A 21,102-nucleotide genomic window follows, 5' to 3' on the forward strand; every position below is an offset into this window, starting at 1 on the left:
CGACCTTTTCCTGATCCCGACAGCGGAAGTGCCGGTCACTAACCTGCACCGTGACGAGATTCTGGACGGCGACAGGTTGCCCATCTACTACACGGCCTACACGCCTTGTTTCCGCCGAGAAGCGGGTTCGTACGGGCGGGACACGCGCGGCCTGGTGCGCATCCACCAGTTTGACAAGGTGGAAATGGTGAAACTCGTCAAACCGGAGACTTCCTACGATGAGCTGGAGAGCCTACTGGCCAATGCCGAGGAGGTACTGCAGCTCCTGAACCTTCCGTACCGAGTGAAGGTTTTGGCCACTGGCGACCTCAGCTTTGCTGCCGCCAAATGCTACGATATCGAGGTCTGGGCAGCGGGCATCGGCAAGTGGCTGGAGGTCTCCTCGTGTAGCAATTTCGAGGCGTTTCAGGCACGGCGCGCGAACATCCGTTTTCGCCGGGCCAAAGGGGCAAAACCAGAGTACGTGCACACCCTGAACGGCTCGGGCGTGGCCCTGCCGCGCACCGTCATCGCTATTCTGGAGAACTATCAGACCGACGAGGGCACCGTGGTGGTGCCTGAGGTGCTTCGTCCCTACATGGGCGTTGACCTACTGCGCTAAGCTGCCTTTTTCAGCTCCGCACAGCAGCAGATGCACTTGCTTCTTGTGAACCCGCTGCTCGGGAGGTGTTGTGAACGCTGCCGGTTGGGTCTCCGTTCTGCCGCCTCTGGTTGCCATTGTCCTGGCCATTGGCACCAGACAGGTGTTCCTGTCGCTTTTCGTGGGTATCTGGCTCGGATGGACAATCCTCGCCCATGGGAATCCTGTCAGCGGTCTGGCGCAGGCTCTGGAAGGGTGCGTGCGGGTTTTTCAGGATCCAGGCAACGCCAAGGTGATCCTCTTTAGTGCCATGGTTGGTGCTCTGATCACCTTCACGCAGTACTCGGGCGGCATGGAGGGATTTGTCGAATGGGTGACAAGAAGGGGTCTGGTGAGAACGCGGCGGAGCGCCGGGCTCTTGGCGTGGGCGCTCGGGGTTGTGGTTTTTGTCGAGTCGAGCATCTGCGTGCTCATTTCTGGGGCGGTGTGTAGGCCGTTGTTCGATCGCCTGCACATCTCGCGCGAAAAGCTGGCCTACATCTGTGATTCCACCTCGGCGCCGAAGTGCATCCTGATTCCCCTCAACGCGTGGGGGGCGTTTGTGATTGCTTTATTGGCCGAGCAGCGGGTGGCAGACCCCGTGCACTGGCTGGTGCTCTCCATGCCGTTGAACTTTTACGCCATCATCGCTCTTTTCTTGGTATTGGTGGTGGTGCTCCTGCAATTGGACTTTGGGCCCATGCGGCGGGCTGAGCGACGGGTGCGCGAGGAGGGGAAGCTGTTGCGCGACGGGGCCGAGCCGCTGGTCTCCGCAGAGGTAACCGCGGTGGCTACCAAGCCCGGCGTCAGGCCGCGCGCCATTAACATGCTCTTGCCCATTGGCGTAATGGTGACTATGATGCCGGTGGGGCTGCTGATCACCGGTGGAGGCAACATCATGCGGGGTTCCGGCTCGACCGCCGTGCTCTGGGCGGTAACCGCGGGTATCGGCATAGCGGCTGTGGCCTACCGCTTGCAGGGAATCATGTCCACCAGGGAAATTGTTGACCAGTTCATGAAGGGTGTGGGCGGACTGGTTCCCCTTGCGACGCTCATGATCTTCGCCTTTGCAATTGGGGCGGTATGTCGTGAGCTGGGCACTGGACCTTTCGTGGCTTCGGTGGCCAAGATGTGGGTTCATCCTGGCCTGGTGCCGGCGCTCCTCTTTCTTGCCGCATGCGTGATTGCCTTCTCCACGGGCACATCCTTCGGCACTTTTGCCATCATGATCCCCATCGCGGTGCCCATGGTGGCGCCCATGGGTCTGCATCCCGGGTTGGCACTGTCGGCGGTGCTTGGAGGCGGGGTCTTCGGTGACCACTGTTCGCCGATTTCTGACACGACCATCATCTCCTCCATGGCGGCGGCGACCGATCACATCGACCACGTCAACACCCAATTGCCTTACGCACTGTTGGCAGCGTCCCTGGCTACTGCTCTCTATTTGGTGGTTGGTTTCCTTACGGCCGGCTGATGGTTGCCATGAGGCTTGGGCTCATTGCCGACACCCACGGCCGCCTGCATCCCTCGGTGCCAGGACTTTTCGCGGGCGTTGACCTGATACTCCATGCGGGGGACATTGGTTCCTCTACCGTGCTTGAGGAGCTGGCGAAGGTGGCGCCAGTGCGCGCGGTGGCAGGCAACATGGATCGGCCGCCGCTCAGCGCAGTGCAGCCGCCTTGGCGGGTGGTCAAAGCGGAGCAGGTGACGATCGTTCTCCTCCATCGACCGCCGTCTTTGCCGTGGCTGCGGGAGCTGGCAAGACAAGAAGCCCTGCAAGGGATAGACGTCGTTGTGCATGGCCATACCCATTGCCGACGCTTCGAGAAACGCCAGGGTATTCTGTTTGTGAACCCAGGTGCCGCCGGTGGGCCGGGGAGTTCAACCTCGGTGGCGGTGATGGTACTTGAGCGAGGCAAGGCGCCTCATGTGGAGTTCTCCGAACTTGAGCCTTAGGGCCAGCCACGCAAGCGCGTGAACCCCGGTCGCCACGCAGAGGTGGTGCGGGCCCTGCTGCCTGCAGTCGGCAACGGGGAGGCGCCAGCCATGGTGTGCCCTGCCAATGCGGGCCCGCAATGTGGATCGCGGTCCAGTGGGTGGGTGCCGCGGGGATACGCGGCGGATTGCTCTCTCAGGGCGCAGAAGAAACGCTTGATATGTTTGGCCGAAATGGCTACATTTACGGCGCCTGCTGCGGCAAGATCCTGTGGGAGGATCGCGCACAAGCGCAGCCGCGCTCGCGGAAGTGGCAGGCATAGACGGAGTTGACCGCCTGAGGCGCGTGAGGAGCTCGTCCGACCGGAATGGGCGCCTTCGCTGCATAGCCCTCGGCGACTCCATGCCGGCGGAGTTAGAATTGGCCATTTGACTGCTGCTTGACGTGGGATGCTTTTCGAAATCGGCTAAAGGCGAGGACTCTTGCTTATGGGCATGAATTCCCCCACCGAGAGAAGAACACTGGCAGGAGTGGTGTTAGTTTGTCTCGTTTGCGCCTTCGTGTCGGGAAGTATCGCTCAGGAAAGGGAGCGGCTCTTGGAACAGCTGTTGCCGCGCGCCGGAAAGACGCAGATTTCCGGTGAAACGCCTATTGCGCTGGAGGAGCCCATCGACCCGAAGACGTACATCGTGGGTCCTTCCGACCGCATTACGGTGTCAATCTGGGGGAGCCCTTCGGCCATCTACGAGCTGACGGTCACGCCGGAAGGGACTCTGCTCATCCCCACGGTGGGGGAGATTCGAGTGGCCGAGCTTTCCCTGGCTGAAGTCAAGGAGAGAACGATCGACGAAGTACGCAAGAAGTATGTGGCCGGACAGATCACGGTAACCCTGACGCAGCCTCGTTCGGTGGTGGTCACGGTCACCGGTGTGGTCATAAAGCAGGGCTCCTATACGCTGCTGGCCACTGAGCGCGTAGATAAGGCCATCGCCATGGCGAATATGGCGATGGACACGGCGCGCGAAGAGCGCGAACGGCAGAAGGCCATGTTGCGGACCGCTTCCCAGCGCAACATCCTGCTGAAGCGTCGCGATGGGACGGTGAGCAGAGTGGACCTGCCACGCTTTTACGCCACACGCAATTCCACGGCCAACCCCTATCTCCTCAATGGGGATGTCATCCTGGTGCCTCGCCGCGACTTGGACAGGGACTTTGTCAGCATCTATGGCGGCATAACCGCCCCTGGGCAGTACGAGTATGTGGAGGGAGATCGCCTCACCGACCTCTTGCTCATCAGCCACGGTTTCACGCCGCTCGCCGACTCCAGCCATGTGGAGATCTCTCGACTTGACGAGAGAGGCAATCGCATGGTCAACTGGGTAGTGGACGCCAAGGCAATCTTTGCCGGGGAAGCGGAGGATGTGCTGCTGCAACGGGGCGACCGTGTGTTTGTCAAGGAGAAACCCCAGGAGCGGCGCAACTTTGTAGTTGAGGTTCAGGGGGAGGTGCTTTACCCTGGTTTCTATCCGATCACAAAGGAGAGTACCAAACTTTCTCAAGTCATTGCCAGCGCCGGTGGATTCACCCAGCATGCCTTTCTGCCCGGCGCCGAGATAATCCGTACCTCGTTGACGGAAAAGGAGATGGACTTGGAGAGGCTGCTGAGTTCACGGGGCTACATCACGCCCATCGACAGCGCCTACTACAACACCGAGACAAGCATCCGTCTCCGTCGTGAGGTCGTTGCGGTGGATTTCGAGAGGCTCTTCCTGCAGGGTGACTCAACGCAGGATGTTACTCTGCATGCCTGGGACTTGATCAAAGTGCCCGCGCGCAAGAAGACCGTGTACGTCTTCGGCCAGGTGGTGAGCCCTGGGCATGTGCCGTATGAAAAGGGACGCTCTTACGAGTACTACATCCGCAAGGCGGGCGGTTACGCCGAGCGTGCGCGCAAAGGAGACGTGAAGATTATCAAGGGAAAGACCAAGCAGTGGCTGGACGTGAGCAAGACCGAGGTCGAAGAGGGTGACAACATCTGGGTGCCGATGAAACCCCACCGCGACTTTGCCTACTACATGAACCTCTACGCGCAAGTGGCCAGCGCGCTCAGCGTTATCGTGGGCATCGGCGTACTGATCAGGCAGGCAAGCCAGTGAACCGCCTGCGTGGCAGGGCTGGTTGTGAGGAGAAAGCGCATGACTCCACAGAAACGGAGAACCGAGGAACCAGGGGATGGTCAGCTCCGCCCCTCGTACCTTTTTGACTATCTTTATGTCCTGTTCAAGCGGCGGCGGTTCATTCTCATGACCGTGGGCACGGTGGCTGTGGTCACGGCCATTGTGAGCCTGATGCTTCCCAACTGGTATGCGGCCAGGGCTTCCCTGCTCCCTCCCAAGAAGCCGGGGGGCATCACCAGCATGCTGGAAGGGGGGATCTCGTCGCTTATGAAGGGACTCTCTGGGCTTGGCAGAGGTTTGGGTACCTCGGAAGAGGCCTATAGCTACCTCGCAATTCTGCAGAGTCGCACTGCCATGGAGGCTGTGGTCCGCAAGTTCGATCTGGTGCGCGTCTACAAGATCAAAGACGGGTCTATCGAGAAGGCAGTGCGAAAGCTGAGCAGGAAAGCGGAATTCGATATCGGCAGCGAAGGGAATATCAACATCACCGTCTACGACCGCGACCGCCAGCGCGCCGCGGACATGGCGAACTACTTCATCGAGGTGCTCAACGAGATTAGTGTACGTCTCGGCACGCAGGAGGCGCGCAACAACCGAGAGTTTGTGGAGCGGCGCTACCAGGAAAACCTGCGCGACCTGAGGATCGCGGAGGACAGCCTCAAGGCCTTCCAGCAGCGCTACGGCATCTACGCGCTGCCTGAGCAGACAGAGGCGGCGATCAAAGGGGCCGCGGAGCTCAAGGGGGAGGCAGTGGCGAAAGAGATCCAGCTCCGCATTGCCGAGCGCAGCCTTGGCGCCGACAACCCCGAAACGCAGTCTCTCCGCCTGCAGTTGGCGGAAATGAACAGGAAACTGCGCGAGATGAAGTTCGGGACCAGCGACTGGTTCACCGACCAGTCTCTTAACCTCTTCGTGCCGTTCAAGGATGTGCCGGAGCTGGGGATAGAGTACATTCGCCGCTACCGGGAGTTCGAGATACAGAACAAGCTCTTAGAATTCCTGGTTCCCTTATACGAGCAGGCCAAGCTGGAAGAGCAGAAGAACATGCCGGTCGTGCTGGTGCTGGATCGGGCCGTGCCCCCTGAGCGCAAGGCCAAACCGCGCCGCAGCCTTCTGGTGCTCATCTTCACTGCTCTGGCGGCCCTGTTCGCAACTTCCTGGGCCTTTGTCGCAGAACTTTATGAGCGGGAGAGGGAGCACAACCCCCGAGCTGCCGCTCTGGCAGAGGCGTTGCCCGGCAGGGAGACATACCGCAAATTCGTCCGCTCCATCAGAAGAATTGGTGTACTCCAGGGGAAGCACAGAGGATAGAGGTGGCCGCGGGGAGCAGTTGCAGGATCTGTGGCAATGCCGGCCCGCATGCTACTTTCTGCGTGCGGGAGATGATGCTGGGCTTGGGAGAGGAATTTCACTACTTCCAATGCCAGCAGTGCGGCTGTTTGCAGATCAGCGACTTGCCGACAGACCTCAGTCGCTACTATCCTCCGGTCTACTACAGCATCAGCCAGCAACCGCTGTCCGCCAAGGGCAATCCTGTTCGTCGTTTGGCATTGGTGCTGCGCGACCGCTATGCGCTCTATAGCCGTGGCGTGGTGGGGCGCTTGCTCTACGACCGCTTCCCCAATGAGGCCTTGCGCAGCCTGTCAATGGTTCCTGGCCTCTGCACGCAGACCAAGATACTGGACGTTGGCTGTGGGACAGGAGCTCTCCTCTACCGCCTCCGCCAACGCGGGTTTCACCACCTCTTGGGCGTCGATCCGTGGCTGCAGAATGACATCTGCTACCCGAATGGCCTGATAGTGCGCCGGCAAAGGTTGGAGGAGGTGGAAGGCACCTGGGACCTGGTGATGTTCCACCACTCCTTTGAGCACCTGTCGGACCCTGAGGAAGCGCTGAACCTGGTGGCGCGCCTTGTGCCGCAGGGGGGCACATGCCTCATACGCACACCAGTCATTCCTTGCTATGCATGGCAGCACTATGGAGTGCATTGGGTGCAGTTGGATGCTCCCCGCCACCTCCTTATCTATTCCCGCGAGAGCCTCGAGCTTCTCGCCGAGAGAACGGGGTGGAGATTGGAGAAGGTGGTGTTCGACTCCACTGAATTTCAGTTTTGGGGGAGCGAACAGTACGTGCGCGGTATTCCGCTTCTGGCGTCCAATTCGTATGAAGTCAACCCTCACGGGTCAGTTTTTGACAGGCGTCAAATGGCAGCGTTTCGCTCCATGGCCAGGAAGCTCAACGCGCAAGAACAGGGCGACTCGGCGGTATTCTACCTTCGGCGCCTTGCTCCGGCAAGCGGGAACAATGCCAAGGTGAGTTAGGGCCATGACAGACCCGGTGCCTCTTCTTTTCCTTTTGTGTGGCCTGGCGGGCATTCTGTTGAGCCGTGCCCTGTTGGGGCGATGGTTCAATCACTTGGCGCTTTACTCGTTGATTTGGGGCGTAGGCATGGCGGCCTATTCTCTCCGGCTCATTAGCTACAAGCCGATGAGCACCGAGGTGTGGTTGATCATTGCCTACGGGTGGGCGGCATTTGCGGCTGGCGCGTGCGTGATTCCGCTGGGCAGAGTAGCTCTCGGTATTCCGGCGGCCACTGGGGAGGCTGCGGTGCAGCCGGGCGTTGCCCCACTGGAGCGGAAGTTGCTTGTGGTGGCTATTCTGCTGCTCTCGGCCATCGGTTTGGTGGGGGCCTTACAGCACTGGTCAGTCCTGATTTCCCGGTTTGGCAGCGTGGCCATGGTGATCGTGCGCGGCAACCTCATCTATCGCATGCGTGTCAGCGATGAGCTGCCCGGGATGATCCCTTACGTCGATTCCTTTGCGTTGGCTGCCGTGTTCTTAGCCGGCGTGTACAGCGCGCGATCGGGCAGAATCAGGCCTATCGCGCTCTTGCCGCTGCTGGTCATCATCGTGGGCGACATTGCGCTGGTGGGGAGGGCGAAGATGCTTAACGGCATCGTCCTCTTCCTCAGCGCCTATTTCTTGGGCCGGCTGGCTCCCGGCTCGGCGAGAGTGCGCGTACCTGTGGCACGCTGGAAAAGGGTGCTGGGCTTGGTGCTGGTCTTGGCCCTCTTCCTGGCCGCTGCTGAGTTTGTGCGCGGCTTCCGCGGTACCTTCGAGCGCTTTTACGGCGCCTCCAGGCGACTGACCAAGCTGGAGCGCAATTTCATCATTACGCCTTCGCTGTACATGTACGTCAGCTCTCATCCGGCCGTGCTCAACGCCTACTGGAAGGCGGGTGGCGAGCACCCATTTCCAGGGTCTAACACCTTTGCGCCCGTGTTTCGCATCTTGGCGCGCTTCGGGCTGGCCGACGATGTGCCGGATTACCAGAAGTTCTATCCGATCCCCTTTCCTTCGAATACTGCCACCTACTTGCGGGAACTGCACGCCGACTTTGGCTTGGCCGGCGTGCTGCTTGGTCCTTACCTGCTGGGGCTTTTGTGCACGGTCTTCTGGTTCAAGGCGAAGAGGCAGCCGAAATTGACCACCCTCGCGTGGCTGGGCCATCTGTATGTCGTGGTGGCTTTCAGCTACCTCTATCAGGCGACGAGGGCGGGATATTGGGTCATCAGCCTTGGCCTTTCTCTTCTTGCCGGCGTGATCATTGATCAGTGGTGTCGCCATGCAAGCCGGCAGGTGGCGGAGGCAAAGGCCTGATGGGCGAAGCTCGTAGGTGCCCCTTCGGATTCCGCGGATATCGCGCGGGGAGCGTCTCCTCCAGAGAGACCGGCCACTCGGGATTTATGTTTGCCAAGTATGTGTGCCCGCTTCACGTCGTGGAAGATCAAGCGTAGAATGCCTGCTCAACTCTCCATAGTCATTCCAAACTACAACACACGCGATCTCTTGGCCGTCTGTCTCCGTTCCATTTTCTCAACGGCCGAGGGCATCGAGGTGGAGGTGATTGTGGTCGACAATGCCTCCAGCGATGGCAGTGTCGGCCTCGTATCTGGGCAATTCCCGCAGGTACGCATCGTGCAAAACAGCACCAATGTCGGATTTGCGCGCGCGGTCAATCAGGGGCTGCGATTGGCGCAGGGCGATTACCTCCTCATGCTCAACTCCGACACAGAGCTCAAGCCGGGAGCACTCTTGCACTGCCTGGAGTTCCTCGAGAAGCATACGAAAGCGGGCGCGGTCGGGTGCAGGCTCATCAATCCTGATGGAAGTTTGCAGCCCTCGTGCGAAAGCTTTATGTCGTTTGCGGGAATTCTCTGGGAGGCCCTGCTGTTGGACAAGCTCTTCCCGCACAGCAGGCTCTTCGGTCGCATGCACCTCACCTACTTCACCTACGACCGCCTGGAGCAGGTCGACTATGTGAAGGGGGCGTTCTTGATGACGCGGCGCGCCACGATCGACGATGTCGGCCTCCTGGACGAGCGGTTCTTCTTCTACGGCGAGGAGCAAGATTGGTGCTACCGCGCCAAGCAGAAAGGGTGGGAGGTGTGGTTTACCCCCGAGGCGACCGTGGTCCACTATGGCGGGGGCAGCGGCGACCCAGTAGCGCCCCGCATTTTTGTGCAACTGCACAAGAGCCGATACCTTTTCTACCAGAAGCACCACCAGCCGCTGAGCAGTGCGTTGGCACGCATCGTGTTGGCAGCCGGTTCACTCCTCCGCGTGGCGGGATGGTGGTTGTTTGGGGTGTTACGCCCGGGTATCCGCACCCTGTGCCGTAGGAAGGCGGGGGCCTTTTGGGCAGCCTTCTTGTGGTACGTAGGAAAAGAAAGGTAGTGCCTGCATGGCGGGAGCGCGTAAACCCATCAAGGTCATGGTCGTGTTCGGAACCAGGCCCGAGACGATCAAACTGGCGCCGGTTGTGGCTCGGCTGCGGCAGGAGCCTGAGCTTTTCGCCACCACGGTGGTGGTGACCGCGCAACACCGCACTATGCTCGACCAGATGCTCGAGGTCTTTCGCATAGTGCCCGACGTCGATTTGGATATCATGGAGGAGAACCAGAGCTTAGCGAGGGTGACCTGCAACGCCTTGCAAGGCCTGGATGGGGTGGTACAGCGCATGAAGCCAGAGGTCATCATCGTCCAGGGGGATACGACGACGACGTTTGTCGCTTCCCTCTGTGGCTACTACCACAAAGTGACCGTGGCGCATGTCGAGGCTGGGTTGCGCACGCAGCAGAAGTACAGCCCATTCCCGGAGGAACTGAACAGGAGGCTAACCTCTGCCCTTGCCGATATCCACTTCGCACCCACGCAGCTTGCCAAGGAAAACCTCTTGCGCGAAGGTGTGAGCGCCGAACGCGTGTTTGTGACCGGCAACACGGTGGTGGATGCCGTGCAGTCGATCCTGGAGGAACAGCCCCGTTTTCGCGACCCCCAGGTGGCTGCCATCATGCAAGGTGGCATGAGGACTGTGGCTGTGACGGCCCACCGCCGGGAAAACTGGGGGCCGGCCATGGAGAGTATCGCGCAGGCGATCATTCAGCTGGTGAACCTGTACCCTGACCTCCAGGTCGTTTTCCCTGTTCACTTGAATCCAAACGTGCGTGCGGTGTTCAAGGAGCGCCTGCGGGGTCACGCGAGGATCCATCTCATCGAGCCGTTAGACTATTACTCTTTCATCAACCTGCTGGGCCGTTCTCTGTTCATCCTCACCGATTCCGGGGGTATTCAGGAGGAGGCTCCTTCCTTGCGCAAGCCGGTCTTGGTGATGCGCGAGGTGACCGAGAGACCGGAGGGGATCGCAGGAGGCTGGTTGCGGCTTGTGGGCTGCGACGTGACGCGCATTGTTGCCGAGGCGCGCAAGCTCTTGGACGACGCTGCCCACTACCAGGAGGCCATTGCTGCGCCCAATCCCTACGGCGACGGGCAGGCAGCCCGCCGCATTGTGGAGGCGCTGCTGTTTCACTTTGGATTGCGCGATCATCGCCCTGACGAATTTCAGCCGGGAGCATGAGCGGCCATGAAGGTGTGCATGCTCTTTCAAAGTGATTTTCCACCCGAGGTGCGATTGGAGCGCACTGCCAAGGCTCTTCTCCGCGCTGGCCATGAGGTCTGGGTGGTGTGCGACAATCGCAAGGGGCGCCCCCACGCGGAGAGTTACGAAGGGATCCGCATCCGTCGTATCCGCAACATCTCTCCAGGTGCCGGCGGGATCGGTCAGCTCGTTCGGCTGCCCATCTTTTGGAACCCTGTGTGGGTTGCGCAGTTTGTGCCGCTGGTACGGTCGGAACGCTTTGACGTCCTCCACGCCATCAACCTGACCATGGTGCCGTTGGCGCTTGCCGTGGGCCGCCTCTTGCGCATCCCGGTGGTTTACGACATGTACGAGAACTACCCGGCGGCGCTGCGCAGCTGGAAACTGAAAGGGACCTTCAACCGCGTGTTTCGCAATGCGCGTGCCGCAGATCTTCTGGACCGCGTGTGTGTGCGCGCCGCTGACTACCTGCTCGTGGTCACGGAGGAGGCGGAAGAACGCCTGCGGGACATCGGGGTGCAGCATGAGCGCGTCGCCGTCATCCACAACACTCCCGACTTGGAGGCCATTGGGCAGTATCCGGTAGCTGGGGAAATTGTGGCCAAGTACAAGGAGGACTATACCATCCTCTACACGGGCTGGCTGAGCCCGGAGCGCGGGTTGGAGACGGCCATCGAAGCCATGCCGGTCATCCGCCAGCACATCCCCAATGCCCGGCTGGTGATCGCTGGAGGGGGACCGAGTGAGGAAGAGGTGCGCAGCTTCGTGGGGTCCCGTGGCGCAGCCGACTATGTGGAGGTGACCGGGTGGCTTGACCACCGTCTTTTCCCTTCGTACATCACTGCTGCGCAGGTGTGCATCGTGCCGCATCCGGCTGATCCCAGCATCAACACCACTTCTCCGAATAAGCTTTTCGAGTATATGGCACTTGGCAAGCCGGTGGTCGTATCTGATGCCCGTCCCTTGGCGCGAGTGGTGCGAGCCTGCCAATGTGGGGAGGTCTTTGCCTCCAATGACCCAGAGAGTTTTGCTGCCGCCGTTCTCAGGCTGCGCGGACGGGAGCGCAGCGCCGGTGCCCACGGACGGAAGGCCGTGTTGGAGGCCTACAACTGGGGCGTCTCCTCGCAGCGTCTCCTGGCCGCATATTCTCAGCTGGAAAGGCTGGCCCGGCTGGGGTCACGAGGCAGCAGAACCATGCGCTGACGCAGGCGACGTGCACGCGCAATTTCCGGTTGTCTTTTCAGGGTGAAAGTGCTATATTTCACCGCCCGACTACGAGGGTGTAGCTCAGCTCGGTAGAGCAGCGGCCTTTTAAGCCGTTGGTCGTGGGTTCGATTCCCGCCACCCTCACTATCAGCATATCCCCTAAGGCCGGCCTCGATCCTGAGGTCGGCCGCATAACTGCGGGAGGCAAGTGGATGGCCTCTTCCGTCCGAATGCGCAGCGCTGGTGTTGCGGAGAGAAGGTGGCGATGAGGGACACACTCTCTGCTCGCTACGGTGTCTCTCTTTCCCTTTGGCTGCTTTCCAATCACGTTTGTTCCTCCTCTTTGGTCTCCACTCAATCGATTAGGGGGTCTCACATGGTGGGCGATTCTGTCCCAGGGGCAAGCTCTGGCCTTTTTCCAGATTTCCAAGTAGTCTTCGCAGCTACCGGTCAGATTCCGACCTCCGGGTTTGGGAATTTGGCGGTTAACGGCGGCATGCCGTTAGCTTTTTCCCGCAGAGGCAGCGCGTAAAGCCTCGGGAGTGCCCTGTGCCACTACGACAACTTAGAGTCCTCGGCTTAGGTGTTGGGCTTGGGGCCTGGATTCTTTTTTTGGGCTGCGGTGGGCACCAGGTGCCGCAGCTGTCCAGTTGGGAACGGGTCGGCTCAGGCTTCGACTTCCCTGAGGGGCCGGTCTGGGACGGAAAGGGTTCGCTCTACGTGGCCAATTGCTATGGAGGCTGGATTGCTCGCATCGCAGAGGGGCGGGTTGACACGTTTGCCCTGCTTCCTCCACCCGGACGGCCCAACGGCCTGGCCATGGGCCCAGGACGGCGGCTCTATGCGTGCGATTTCGGGCGGCGGCTCCTGCTCGCCATCCGTTCCTCGGGTGAGATGGCGGTGCTGAGCGCAGGACCGCACGAGGCGCCGCTGAACCGCCCCAACGACCTGGCCGTGGACTCCTCAGGACGGGTCTACGTGACCGACCCCAAGACTTACGGCGTCGAGGCAGTGGACGGCAGGATCATCTGCGTGGATGTCGCGCGGGACACCTCCTGGGTGGCGGCAAGCGGCCTCGCGTTTCCTAATGGCATCGCCTTTTCACCCTTGGACGGCAAGCTCTATGTGAGCGAATCGGCTCGGCAACGGGTGGTGCGCTTTGCCGTGGCCGGAGATGGCACGCTCAGCGACAGGGAGGTTTTCGCGGAGCTGCCCGGTGGCGACCCAGACGGTCTGGCCTTTGACGTTCAGGGGAACCTCTACGTAGCGCATTTTGGCGGAGGTGCCGTCATCGTCATCTCGCCTCGCGGCCGGCTCAGCGCGCGCGTGGCCACGCCGGGAAGGAAACCCAGCAACTTGGCCTTCGGCGGCGAGGGCATGCGCTACCTCTTCCTCACCGAAACCGAGACCAACGGCGTCTACCGGTGCGCAGTCTCGGTGCCTGGCGCCCAATTGCCTTGGGTAGAGCAAGAAAGGGATGGCGAGCAAGTTGGGAAATAGGCCGAGAGCATGTGCGCGAAGCGACCTCCACTTCCGCGCCCTGGTTCTCTTGGCGTTGCTCCCATGGGCTTCGCTCCGTGGGCAGTCCGTGCGCTGGGCGGGCATGGCTTCCGGCTGGGCAGCGTACTTGCCCGAAAGGCCAAAGACTTCCTACGCAGGGGTGCGCTACCTTCCTGAGTTGTCCTCCGCGCTCGAGCTGGGCCCAGGATGGAGCCTTGACGGGGAACTCTCGGTCAACGCCTACGTCTCTGGTTGGTGCGAGGGCTGGCACAGTGTTCAGGCGCGGGCGAAGTTGTACCGCTCCTGGGTGCGTCTATCGCGGCCGCAGTGGGAGGTGCGCGCGGGCCTGCAGAAGCTGAATTTTGGCTCGGCCACGCTCTTGCGCCCGTTGATGTGGTTCGACCGGCTGGACCCGCGGGACCCCCTGCAGCTTGCCGACGGTGTCACCGGCATTTTAGGGCGCTACTACCTCTTGGCCAATGCGACGGTCTGGGCCTGGGTGCTTTTTGCGAATGAAGACCCGAAAGGGTGGGAGGTTTTTCCCACGAGCTCGAGGCACCCTGAGTTCGGCGGCAGGGTGCAAGTGCCCGTCCCTGCAGGAGAAGTGGCCGTCAGCTTTCATCAACGTGTCGCCGATGTGTCTGCAGCATTTCACGGCGAGGGAGCGGCCCGGGGTGGCACCACGAGCGCGGAACGTCGCCTCGCTCTTGACGGCAAGTGGGACCTGAGCATTGGCCTCTGGCTCGAAGGGACGATAAGCAAGTTTGAAGTTTTGCTGCCGGCGATGCGCTACCAGAAGATGGCCACACTGGGCGTGGACTACACCCTTGGCCTCGGCAACGGCCTGCACGTACTCGGCGAAACGCTCTGGATGAGCAATGGCGAGTTTCTGTGGGAGGCGGGGGAGCGGTTCACGTTCAGCGCAAGCATGGCCAGCTACCCTGTGAACATCGTGGACATGGTCAGCGCGGTGGTTTTCTACGACTGGCACAACGGAGCGTGGTACCGCTTTGCGTCTTGGCGGAGAAGCCTGGATAATTGGCAGTTTTACCTGATGCCCTTCTGGAATCCCAAGTTCCCGCAAATCTATCGAGCCACATCCGGCGCGCCCCAGTTCGCGGGGAAGGGTGTGCAGGTGATGGCTGTTTTCAACCACTGATTGGGCGCGCTGTCTCGCACTGGAGACGAGCAATGGACGACAGCAAGCTGATTATTATCGAGGGTCTGGTGAAGCGATTCCCCATGGGGAGCGGCCACTTCTCCGCGTTGCGCGGCATAGACCTTGTTTTCGAGCGCGGCGAATTCGCCGGAGTGGTGGGACCGAGTGGCTCTGGCAAGACCACGCTGCTGAACATCATTGGCTCCTTGGACACACCCAGCGAGGGGAGAGTAGTCGTGCTCGGCCACTCGATAGGCGAGCTCTCCCACAAGGAGGCAGCGCGTCTGCGCAACCGCCATCTCGGCTTCATCTTTCAGACCTTCAACCTCTTTCCGGTGTACACTGCCTACGAGAATGTGGAGTTTCCGCTCCTCTTGCTCAAAGTGCCCGCGCACGGGCGGCGGAAGGCAGTGCTCGACGCGCTGGAGTGGGTTGGTCTGGCGGACAAGGCGAATTCGCGGCCGGCGCAGTTATCCGGCGGTGAATGCCAGCGGGTGGCGATTGCCCGAGCCATGGTCAAGAAGCCGGAGATCGTGCTGGCTGACGAGCCCACGGCGAACCTGGACGCGGAGAACTCGCACCACATCCTGCGTACCATGGCGGAGCTTAATCGCCAGTTCCGGACCACATTCATCTTCGCCACGCACGACGAAAAGGTTGTTCAGTACCTGAGGCGTAAGATCCAGCTCGTGGATGGCAGAGTGACCAAGGACGAGCGGCTTGTTCAGGGTGAGGGAGGTGCTAAGTCATGATTGCCCTCAAGCTCGCGTTGCGCAACCTGCTGGGAGCGGGATTGCGCACCTGGCTCAACGTGTTTGTCCTTTCCCTCTCCTTCGTGGTGATCATCTGGTTTCAGGGCATCTTGGAAGGTTGGAACAGGCAGGCGCGCCGCGACACCATCGCCTGGGAAATCGGCGGCGGCCAGTTTTGGCATCCGGCATACGACCCCTATGACCCCTTCACGCTCGACCAGGCCCACGGCGTTCTCCCTCCGCCGCTGCGCGAGGGCGTGGCGCGGGGGGAACTGACGCCCATCCTTGTGGCGCAGGCAAGCATTTACCCGGCCGGACGAATGCAAAGCGCCCTCCTCAAGGGGATCGACCCTCAGCAGCGGATTCTCAAGATCCCCAGCGCGTTGCTGCAGAACGAGGGGCCGGAGATTCCGGCCATCATCGGCAGGCGCATGGCCACCAGTTGCCGGCTCGCCGTTGGAGATGTGTTCACGGTGCGCTGGCGGGACAGGAACGGCACGTTCGACGCCCAAGAGGCAAAGATTGTCCATATCATGAAGACTGATGTGGCCTCCATCGATAACGGGCAGCTGTGGGTGCCTCTCGAAAGGCTCAGGGAGATGCTGGGGATGCCTGAGGAAGCCACCCTCGTGGTATTGGATCCAACGGCACCTCCGCCAGCTGGGGCGCTCGGGTGGGAGTTCAAGAACCAGGATTTCTTGTTGCAGGACGTCGAGGCCATAATCCGCACCAAAAGCGCAGGCAGCTCGGTGCTCTACCTGGTGCTCCTGGCCCTGGCTCTGCTGGCTATCTTCGACACGCAGGTGCTTTCCATCTTCCGCCGGCGGAAGGAGATCGGCACCCTGATGGCCTTGGGGATGACCAGGAAGCAGGTGGTCGGCCTTTTCACGGTGGAAGGTGCAATGCACGGCGTGCTGGCGGCAGTAGTCGGGGCCATTTACGGTATCCCGCTGCTGCTCTACTTTGCCAGCAGAGGTCTGGGCATGCCGAAGCAAGTGGCGGACAGCATGGGCATGGCTATCGCCGACCGGATCTACCCGGCCTACAGCGCCGTGTTGGTTGTGGGGACCACGTTGCTGGTGCTGTTCGCGGTTACTGTGGTGAGCTTTCTGCCGACGCGGCAGATTGCCAAGATGCGGCCAACCGAAGCACTGCGAGGGCGCACGTCATGATCCGGTTTCTGATCAAAGGATTGGTGCGCGACCCGTCGCGCAGTCTCTTCCCCTTTCTGATCGTCACGTTGGGGGTCATGCTCACGGTGTTTCTGCACGGCTGGCTGGGCGGCGTGATGCACGACTTTCTTGACACCTCGGCGCGCTTCTCCACCGGGCATGTACGCGTGGTGACCCGCGCTTACGCCGAACGCGAGGATCAGTTCCCTAACGACCTTGCTTTAGTAGATGTCGGTGAGCTTTTGCGCGAGCTGCGCCAGGCGGAGCCCGAGTTGGAGTGGGTGGCGCGCATTCGCTTCGCCACGTTGGTAGACGTGCCCGATGAGGAGGGAGAGACCAGAGCGCAGGGGCCCGCAGTCGGTTTGGCTGCCGATCTTCTTTCGTCCAGCAATGAGCTCCGCACCCTCAACGTGCCTAAGGCGCTGGTGCGTGGTGAAGTGCCTCGCAGCGGCGGGTACGTGCTCCTGAGCGAGGACCTGGCGCAGCGCCTTGGCCTCGCTCCAGGGGACAGGTTCACGCTCATCAGCTCGACTATGTACGGCGGCATGGCGATTGGCAACTTCGTCTTGGCTGGTACAGTTCGCTTCGGCGTGGGGCCAGTGGACCGCGGCGCCCTCCTCATGGACCTTGCCGACGCCCGTCAGCTCTTGGACATGGAAGACGCCGCCAGCGAGATATTCGGCTTGTTCCGCAACAGGGTTTACCGCGACGCACAGGCAGTGGCCGTCGCCGAGCGCTTCAATCGCTCGCGACAGAGCGACAATGATGACTTTGCGCCGGTGATGCTTACCCTCGGACAGCAGCAGGGCCTGGGCGAGTACTTGGATTATGTCGAGACGTTCTCGGGCATCATGGTCTTTGTGTTCGTGATGGCCATGTCGCTGGTGTTGTGGAACGCTGGGCTCCTGGGTGGCCTGCGGCGGCATGGCGAGGTGGGCGTCCGCCTAGCCATCGGAGAAGACAAGGGCCACGTCTATCGCTCCATGCTGGCCGAGTCGGTGTGCATTGGTATCGCCGGATCGGTGACGGGCACACTCCTCGGCTTGGCGATAGTCTACGTGCTGCAGGTGAAAGGGATTGACATGGGGAGATTCTTCAAAGGCTCCTCGTTGATGATTCCGGGAATAGTGCGTGCGCGCATCACGCCTGCCACCTGTTACTTGGGCTTCATCCCAGGGCTTTTCTCTACGCTCTTGGGCACTGCCCTTTCGGGGATCCGCATCTACAAGAGAAACACGGCGCAGCTTTTCAAGGAATTCGAAGGATGAAAAGGGCCATGCACAAAGCAGCACCTTGCGCTGGAATCGCATTTGTCGTGTTCAGCCTGTGGTCGGCATGGGGCTCCGCCCAGATTCCCTCAGGCGATTGGATACTGGAGAAAGTCGACGAGAATCTGAGCTCCACGAACCAAGTAATTGTCTCTAAGATGGTCATCCATGGCCGACGAGAGACGCGTACCGTCGAGGCCAAGTCGTGGATCCAAGGCACGGAAAGGTCCTTCACCGAGTACCTCGCGCCGGCGCGTGAGAAGGGCACCAAGATGTTAAAGTTAGGCGACAAGCTATGGATGTACTCGCCGGCTACAGACCGCACCATTCAGATCGCCGGCCACATGCTGCGCCAGTCGGTGATGGGCTCGGACCTCTCTTACGAGGACATGCTGGAGGACCCGAAGCTGAGCAAACTCTATCGTGCCGAGGTCATAGGCAACGAGAAAGTGGACGACCGCGACTGCTGGGTGGTTGCCCTCACCGCAACCTCGGAGACGGTTGCTTACTATTCGCGCAAGCTCTGGGTAGACAAGGAGCGTTTCGTCCCCTTGCGGGAGGAGCTGTTCGCTCGCAGCGGCAAGTTGCTCAAGAGGGTGGAGCTCAAGGAGGTGCGGCGCATTCAGGGAAGATGGTACCCGATGCGCATTTGGTTCAAAGATATGCTCAAGACTGGCGAGGGGACGGAGTTTGTCGTCGAGTCCGTAGAGTTCGACCAACCCATCCCCGAGCATCTCTTCAGCAAGGCCTCGCTGAGGAGATGAGGGTACCCGGACAGTTTTGCTTTGCAACTTGGCGGTTTCGTCTATGGCACAAGAGAATATGCTTGACAAATGCTCCCGATTTTTGTATTTTACCAACCGCAATGAAGAATCGATGAGATGGTGGGGGACGGTGAACGAAGCAGACCGCCAAGGAGGTGATGCAGGGCTGCGCAAAAGAGGCTCGACGGTGGCAGGTACCCTTTAGTCTGGGGGACTATGGGGTATCGATGGCACGCGGTTAACGAACCGGACAAAGGAGGTGCCTCGATGAAAAGACTGCTTACAGTCAAGATGGCTGTGTTCGCGGGGGCGCTGATCGTGCTCTCCGCAGGGGCAAATGCACAGCAAGTGGGCGGACCATATCAGCCCGACGAAAATACCGTACTGCTGATGCACTTTGACGGGGACCTCAAGAACGAATCGCAGTTCTCTGCCGATGGCGAGTTCCACGGGGCTCTTACCAACTTCTTCTTCTTGCCGAATCCCATAGCAGGCCTGAACAAGTGCTTGCGCATCGACAACGACTCCCGCACCGATTCGGCCTACGTGACCGTGGCCGACACCCAGTACCTGGACCTGACCGGCAATTGGACCATTGAAGGCTGGATCAACATTTTCACGTTCGGTGAAGGTTCGGACGACTGGCGCTGGGTGCCGCGGTTGGTCATCAAGACCGGCGACGAGGTCTTTTGGCGGCCGAACTACTTCGTGGAGATGTGGGGCTCCACGCGCTTCTTCAGCTGCGGCTACCATACTGCGTCGCAGGATGCTTGGCCCCAGGCCAATTCACCGGATAACACCATGGTGCCCGGCCAATGGTACCACATGGCTTTTGTCCGCGACACCACCAAGCATGTGCTGCTGACCATCATTCATGACGCGGAGCGCAAGCTGCGCACCTTTGCGGTAGCCGACTATCTGAGCTTTGGTGCCGCAGACCCGACGCCGATTACCACCAACCAGCCATTGCACATTGGTTACGCCGGCGGTGGCGGTGACTCCTTCTTGGACGGCTTTGTCGACGAGATTCGCATCAGTAACGTGGTACGACCATTTGCCGTCCCCCCGATCGTCTCCGGCGTGACGGTCATGCCTAACCAGACTGCGGACGTGACCAGCTATCCCGTGGGCGCGAACGCCTACACGCTCATGGGGGCGACAATTCAGTCGGTCACCCTCTACTACGCGGTGGGCAGCGGCCCGTGGCAGTCGGTGGCGATGACGCACGTGGCCGGCGACTCTTTCGCTGCCGTCATCCCGCAGCAGCCGTTGGGTTCTATCGTCAAGTACTACGTGGAGGCAGTAGACAACCAGGGCCTCTCCTTCGCCTACCCGCGCGATGCAGGATGGGGCGCAATGCCGTACTACACCTTTGGCATCTACAGCCCGAACACCAACATCTTGGATCTCGGGTTTGAGGAGGGTTCCGGCACGCCAGTCGATGCCTCCCCGTACAACAATCCGGTGACGGTGGTCGGTGCACCGGTCTACTCCACGGACGCGGCTGTGGGCAACTACTCGCTCTACTTGGAGGGCGATTCGAGCTACTTGGAGGTTGACTCGCCGTTCCTCTCCAGCACGGAGTTCTGCGTCGACCTGTGGTTCAAGGCGGACACCATCGAGAACTACTGCCGCATCATCAACCGGCCTGCCACTGCGCAAACGTGGTCGGACAACAACTACCAAATCCGTTTCGACGACAGCCGGCATGTGCAGGGTATTGTGGATGGAACCATCACGTTGACCACCACCGCCCAAGTTGAGCCGGGGAAGTGGTATCACGTGGTTTTCGAGGTGCAGAATGCCCCGCCTGGCTTCCCTGCCGTGTGCATTGGCTCACTCTTGTTGGAGGATGCGGCTGGCAACAAGCTCTACGGCCGTTTCTTGCCGTCCAACACGCCGGTGAGACTGCGCAATGCTCCGCTGCGCATTGGGAAGGCCGCTGGTGGCACTTACCCGCCGTATTTCCAAGGGTACCTGGATAACATCAAGATCTACAACTATCCGGCGGCTAGGCTCTACAATCTCTTCACGGGTGTGGAGCCGCAGACGGCTGAGGTGCCTGCGCGTTTCGAGTTGGCGCAGAACTACCCGAACCCGTTCAACCCCACCACCGAGATTCGCTTTGGCGTGCCGCGTACTGCCAGGGTGAAGTTGGCCGTGTACAACCTCCTCGGCAGCAAGGTGAGGACGTTGGTGGACAAAGAGCTTGTGGCTGGGCGTCACCGTGTGGCCTGGGACGGCACTGACGACCTCAGCCGTGAGGTGGCCAGCGGCGTGTACATCTACCGGCTGGAGGCTGACGGATTCACCGCTGCCCACAAGATGCTGTTAGTCCGATAGAGGGAGAGCAGGAGGGGGGTGGGCCTACCGTGGCTCACCCCCTTCTCTTAGGTGGCTCTCTCAGCGCGGCAAAGTGACGCCTTTGGGTTGCAAGAGAGGCGATGCCTTTGGGGGCGTTAGCGTGGCAACAAGGTACTATCTGACTGAGGTCTCAAGGTCATGAGGAGAAGGCAACTTGCGTGTGCCATCGTCTGGTGCGCAGGGGTGGCCGCGCTTCTGCTGGCCGCCGGATGTGATACAGGGGTGGAGGTTTCGCCCCAGCCGGGCA

At 60.7% G+C, this 21,102-nt stretch carries 17 protein-coding genes and 1 tRNA gene; all 18 read left to right on the forward strand.

Translation table 11 applies throughout. From position 1 onward, the window contains the following. On the forward strand, positions 1-601 hold a 601-nt coding region (serS, locus tag H5U38_10975), incomplete at its 5' end, for a serine--tRNA ligase (protein ID MBC7187547.1). Positions 602-671: 70 nt separating this feature from the next. Further along, the gene (locus H5U38_10980) at positions 672-2,093 is read left to right on the forward strand and encodes a sodium:solute symporter (protein MBC7187548.1); all 1,422 of its coding nucleotides are present in this window, start codon (positions 672-674) and stop codon (positions 2,091-2,093) included. Between the two features lie 8 nt (positions 2,094-2,101). Beyond that, positions 2,102-2,575, forward strand: coding sequence for a YfcE family phosphodiesterase (locus H5U38_10985; protein ID MBC7187549.1), 474 nt, complete (start codon positions 2,102-2,104; stop codon positions 2,573-2,575). Between the two features lie 576 nt (positions 2,576-3,151). Then, the gene (locus H5U38_10990) at positions 3,152-4,711 is read left to right on the forward strand and encodes an SLBB domain-containing protein (protein MBC7187550.1); all 1,560 of its coding nucleotides are present in this window, start codon (positions 3,152-3,154) and stop codon (positions 4,709-4,711) included. Positions 4,712-4,750: 39 nt separating this feature from the next. Then, entirely contained in the window at positions 4,751-6,043 is a 1,293-nt protein-coding gene (locus tag H5U38_10995) for a hypothetical protein (protein MBC7187551.1), read from the forward strand. 2 nt (positions 6,044-6,045) lie between these two features. Next, positions 6,046-7,053 carry a class I SAM-dependent methyltransferase gene (locus tag H5U38_11000; GenBank protein ID MBC7187552.1) on the forward strand — a complete coding sequence of 336 codons (1,008 nt, stop codon included), beginning with the start codon at positions 6,046-6,048 and terminating at the stop codon, positions 7,051-7,053. 4 nt (positions 7,054-7,057) lie between these two features. Continuing rightward, the gene (locus H5U38_11005; GenBank protein MBC7187553.1) at positions 7,058-8,392 is read left to right on the forward strand and encodes an oligosaccharide repeat unit polymerase; all 1,335 of its coding nucleotides are present in this window, start codon (positions 7,058-7,060) and stop codon (positions 8,390-8,392) included. A 138-nt stretch (positions 8,393-8,530) separates the two neighbouring features. Continuing rightward, entirely contained in the window at positions 8,531-9,469 is a 939-nt protein-coding gene (locus tag H5U38_11010; GenBank protein ID MBC7187554.1) for a glycosyltransferase family 2 protein, read from the forward strand. Between the two features lie 7 nt (positions 9,470-9,476). Continuing rightward, positions 9,477-10,649 (forward strand): UDP-N-acetylglucosamine 2-epimerase (non-hydrolyzing), encoded by a 1,173-nt coding sequence (gene wecB, locus H5U38_11015; protein ID MBC7187555.1) that lies wholly within the window; start codon positions 9,477-9,479, stop codon positions 10,647-10,649. 18 nt (positions 10,650-10,667) lie between these two features. Then, complete coding sequence (locus tag H5U38_11020; protein MBC7187556.1) at positions 10,668-11,873, forward strand: glycosyltransferase family 4 protein; 1,206 nt, start codon at positions 10,668-10,670, stop codon at positions 11,871-11,873. A gap of 73 nt (positions 11,874-11,946) precedes the next feature. Continuing rightward, positions 11,947-12,020 (forward strand) — tRNA-Lys (locus tag H5U38_11025). Positions 12,021-12,509: 489 nt separating this feature from the next. Then, positions 12,510-13,376: an SMP-30/gluconolactonase/LRE family protein gene (locus H5U38_11030; GenBank protein MBC7187557.1), complete on the forward strand. Its 867-nt coding sequence runs from the start codon at positions 12,510-12,512 to the stop codon at positions 13,374-13,376. Then, positions 13,354-14,535, forward strand: a complete 1,182-nt coding sequence (locus H5U38_11035; protein MBC7187558.1) for a hypothetical protein — start codon at positions 13,354-13,356, stop codon at positions 14,533-14,535. Before H5U38_11030 ends, H5U38_11035 begins: the two co-directional genes overlap by 23 nt. A 32-nt stretch (positions 14,536-14,567) precedes the next feature. Further along, positions 14,568-15,287, forward strand: coding sequence for an ABC transporter ATP-binding protein (locus H5U38_11040; GenBank protein MBC7187559.1), 720 nt, complete (start codon positions 14,568-14,570; stop codon positions 15,285-15,287). Continuing rightward, a complete protein-coding gene (locus H5U38_11045; protein ID MBC7187560.1) occupies positions 15,284-16,459 on the forward strand; it encodes an ABC transporter permease in 1,176 nt (391 codons plus the stop codon). The genes H5U38_11040 and H5U38_11045 overlap by 4 nt, the downstream gene beginning before the upstream one ends. Next, positions 16,456-17,727 (forward strand): FtsX-like permease family protein, encoded by a 1,272-nt coding sequence (locus H5U38_11050; GenBank protein MBC7187561.1) that lies wholly within the window; start codon positions 16,456-16,458, stop codon positions 17,725-17,727. Before H5U38_11045 ends, H5U38_11050 begins: the two co-directional genes overlap by 4 nt. Positions 17,728-17,735: 8 nt before the next feature. Then, on the forward strand, positions 17,736-18,491 hold the full coding sequence (locus H5U38_11055; protein MBC7187562.1) for an outer membrane lipoprotein-sorting protein: 756 nt from the start codon (positions 17,736-17,738) through the stop codon (positions 18,489-18,491). A gap of 267 nt (positions 18,492-18,758) precedes the next feature. Beyond that, complete coding sequence (locus H5U38_11060; GenBank protein ID MBC7187563.1) at positions 18,759-20,834, forward strand: T9SS type A sorting domain-containing protein; 2,076 nt, start codon at positions 18,759-18,761, stop codon at positions 20,832-20,834. Positions 20,835-21,102 lie beyond the last annotated feature (268 nt).

The sequence above is a fragment of the Calditrichota bacterium genome (assembly GCA_014359355.1).
In the GTDB taxonomy this organism is placed as follows: Bacteria; Zhuqueibacterota; Zhuqueibacteria; order JANLFK01; family Oleimicrobiaceae; genus Oleimicrobium.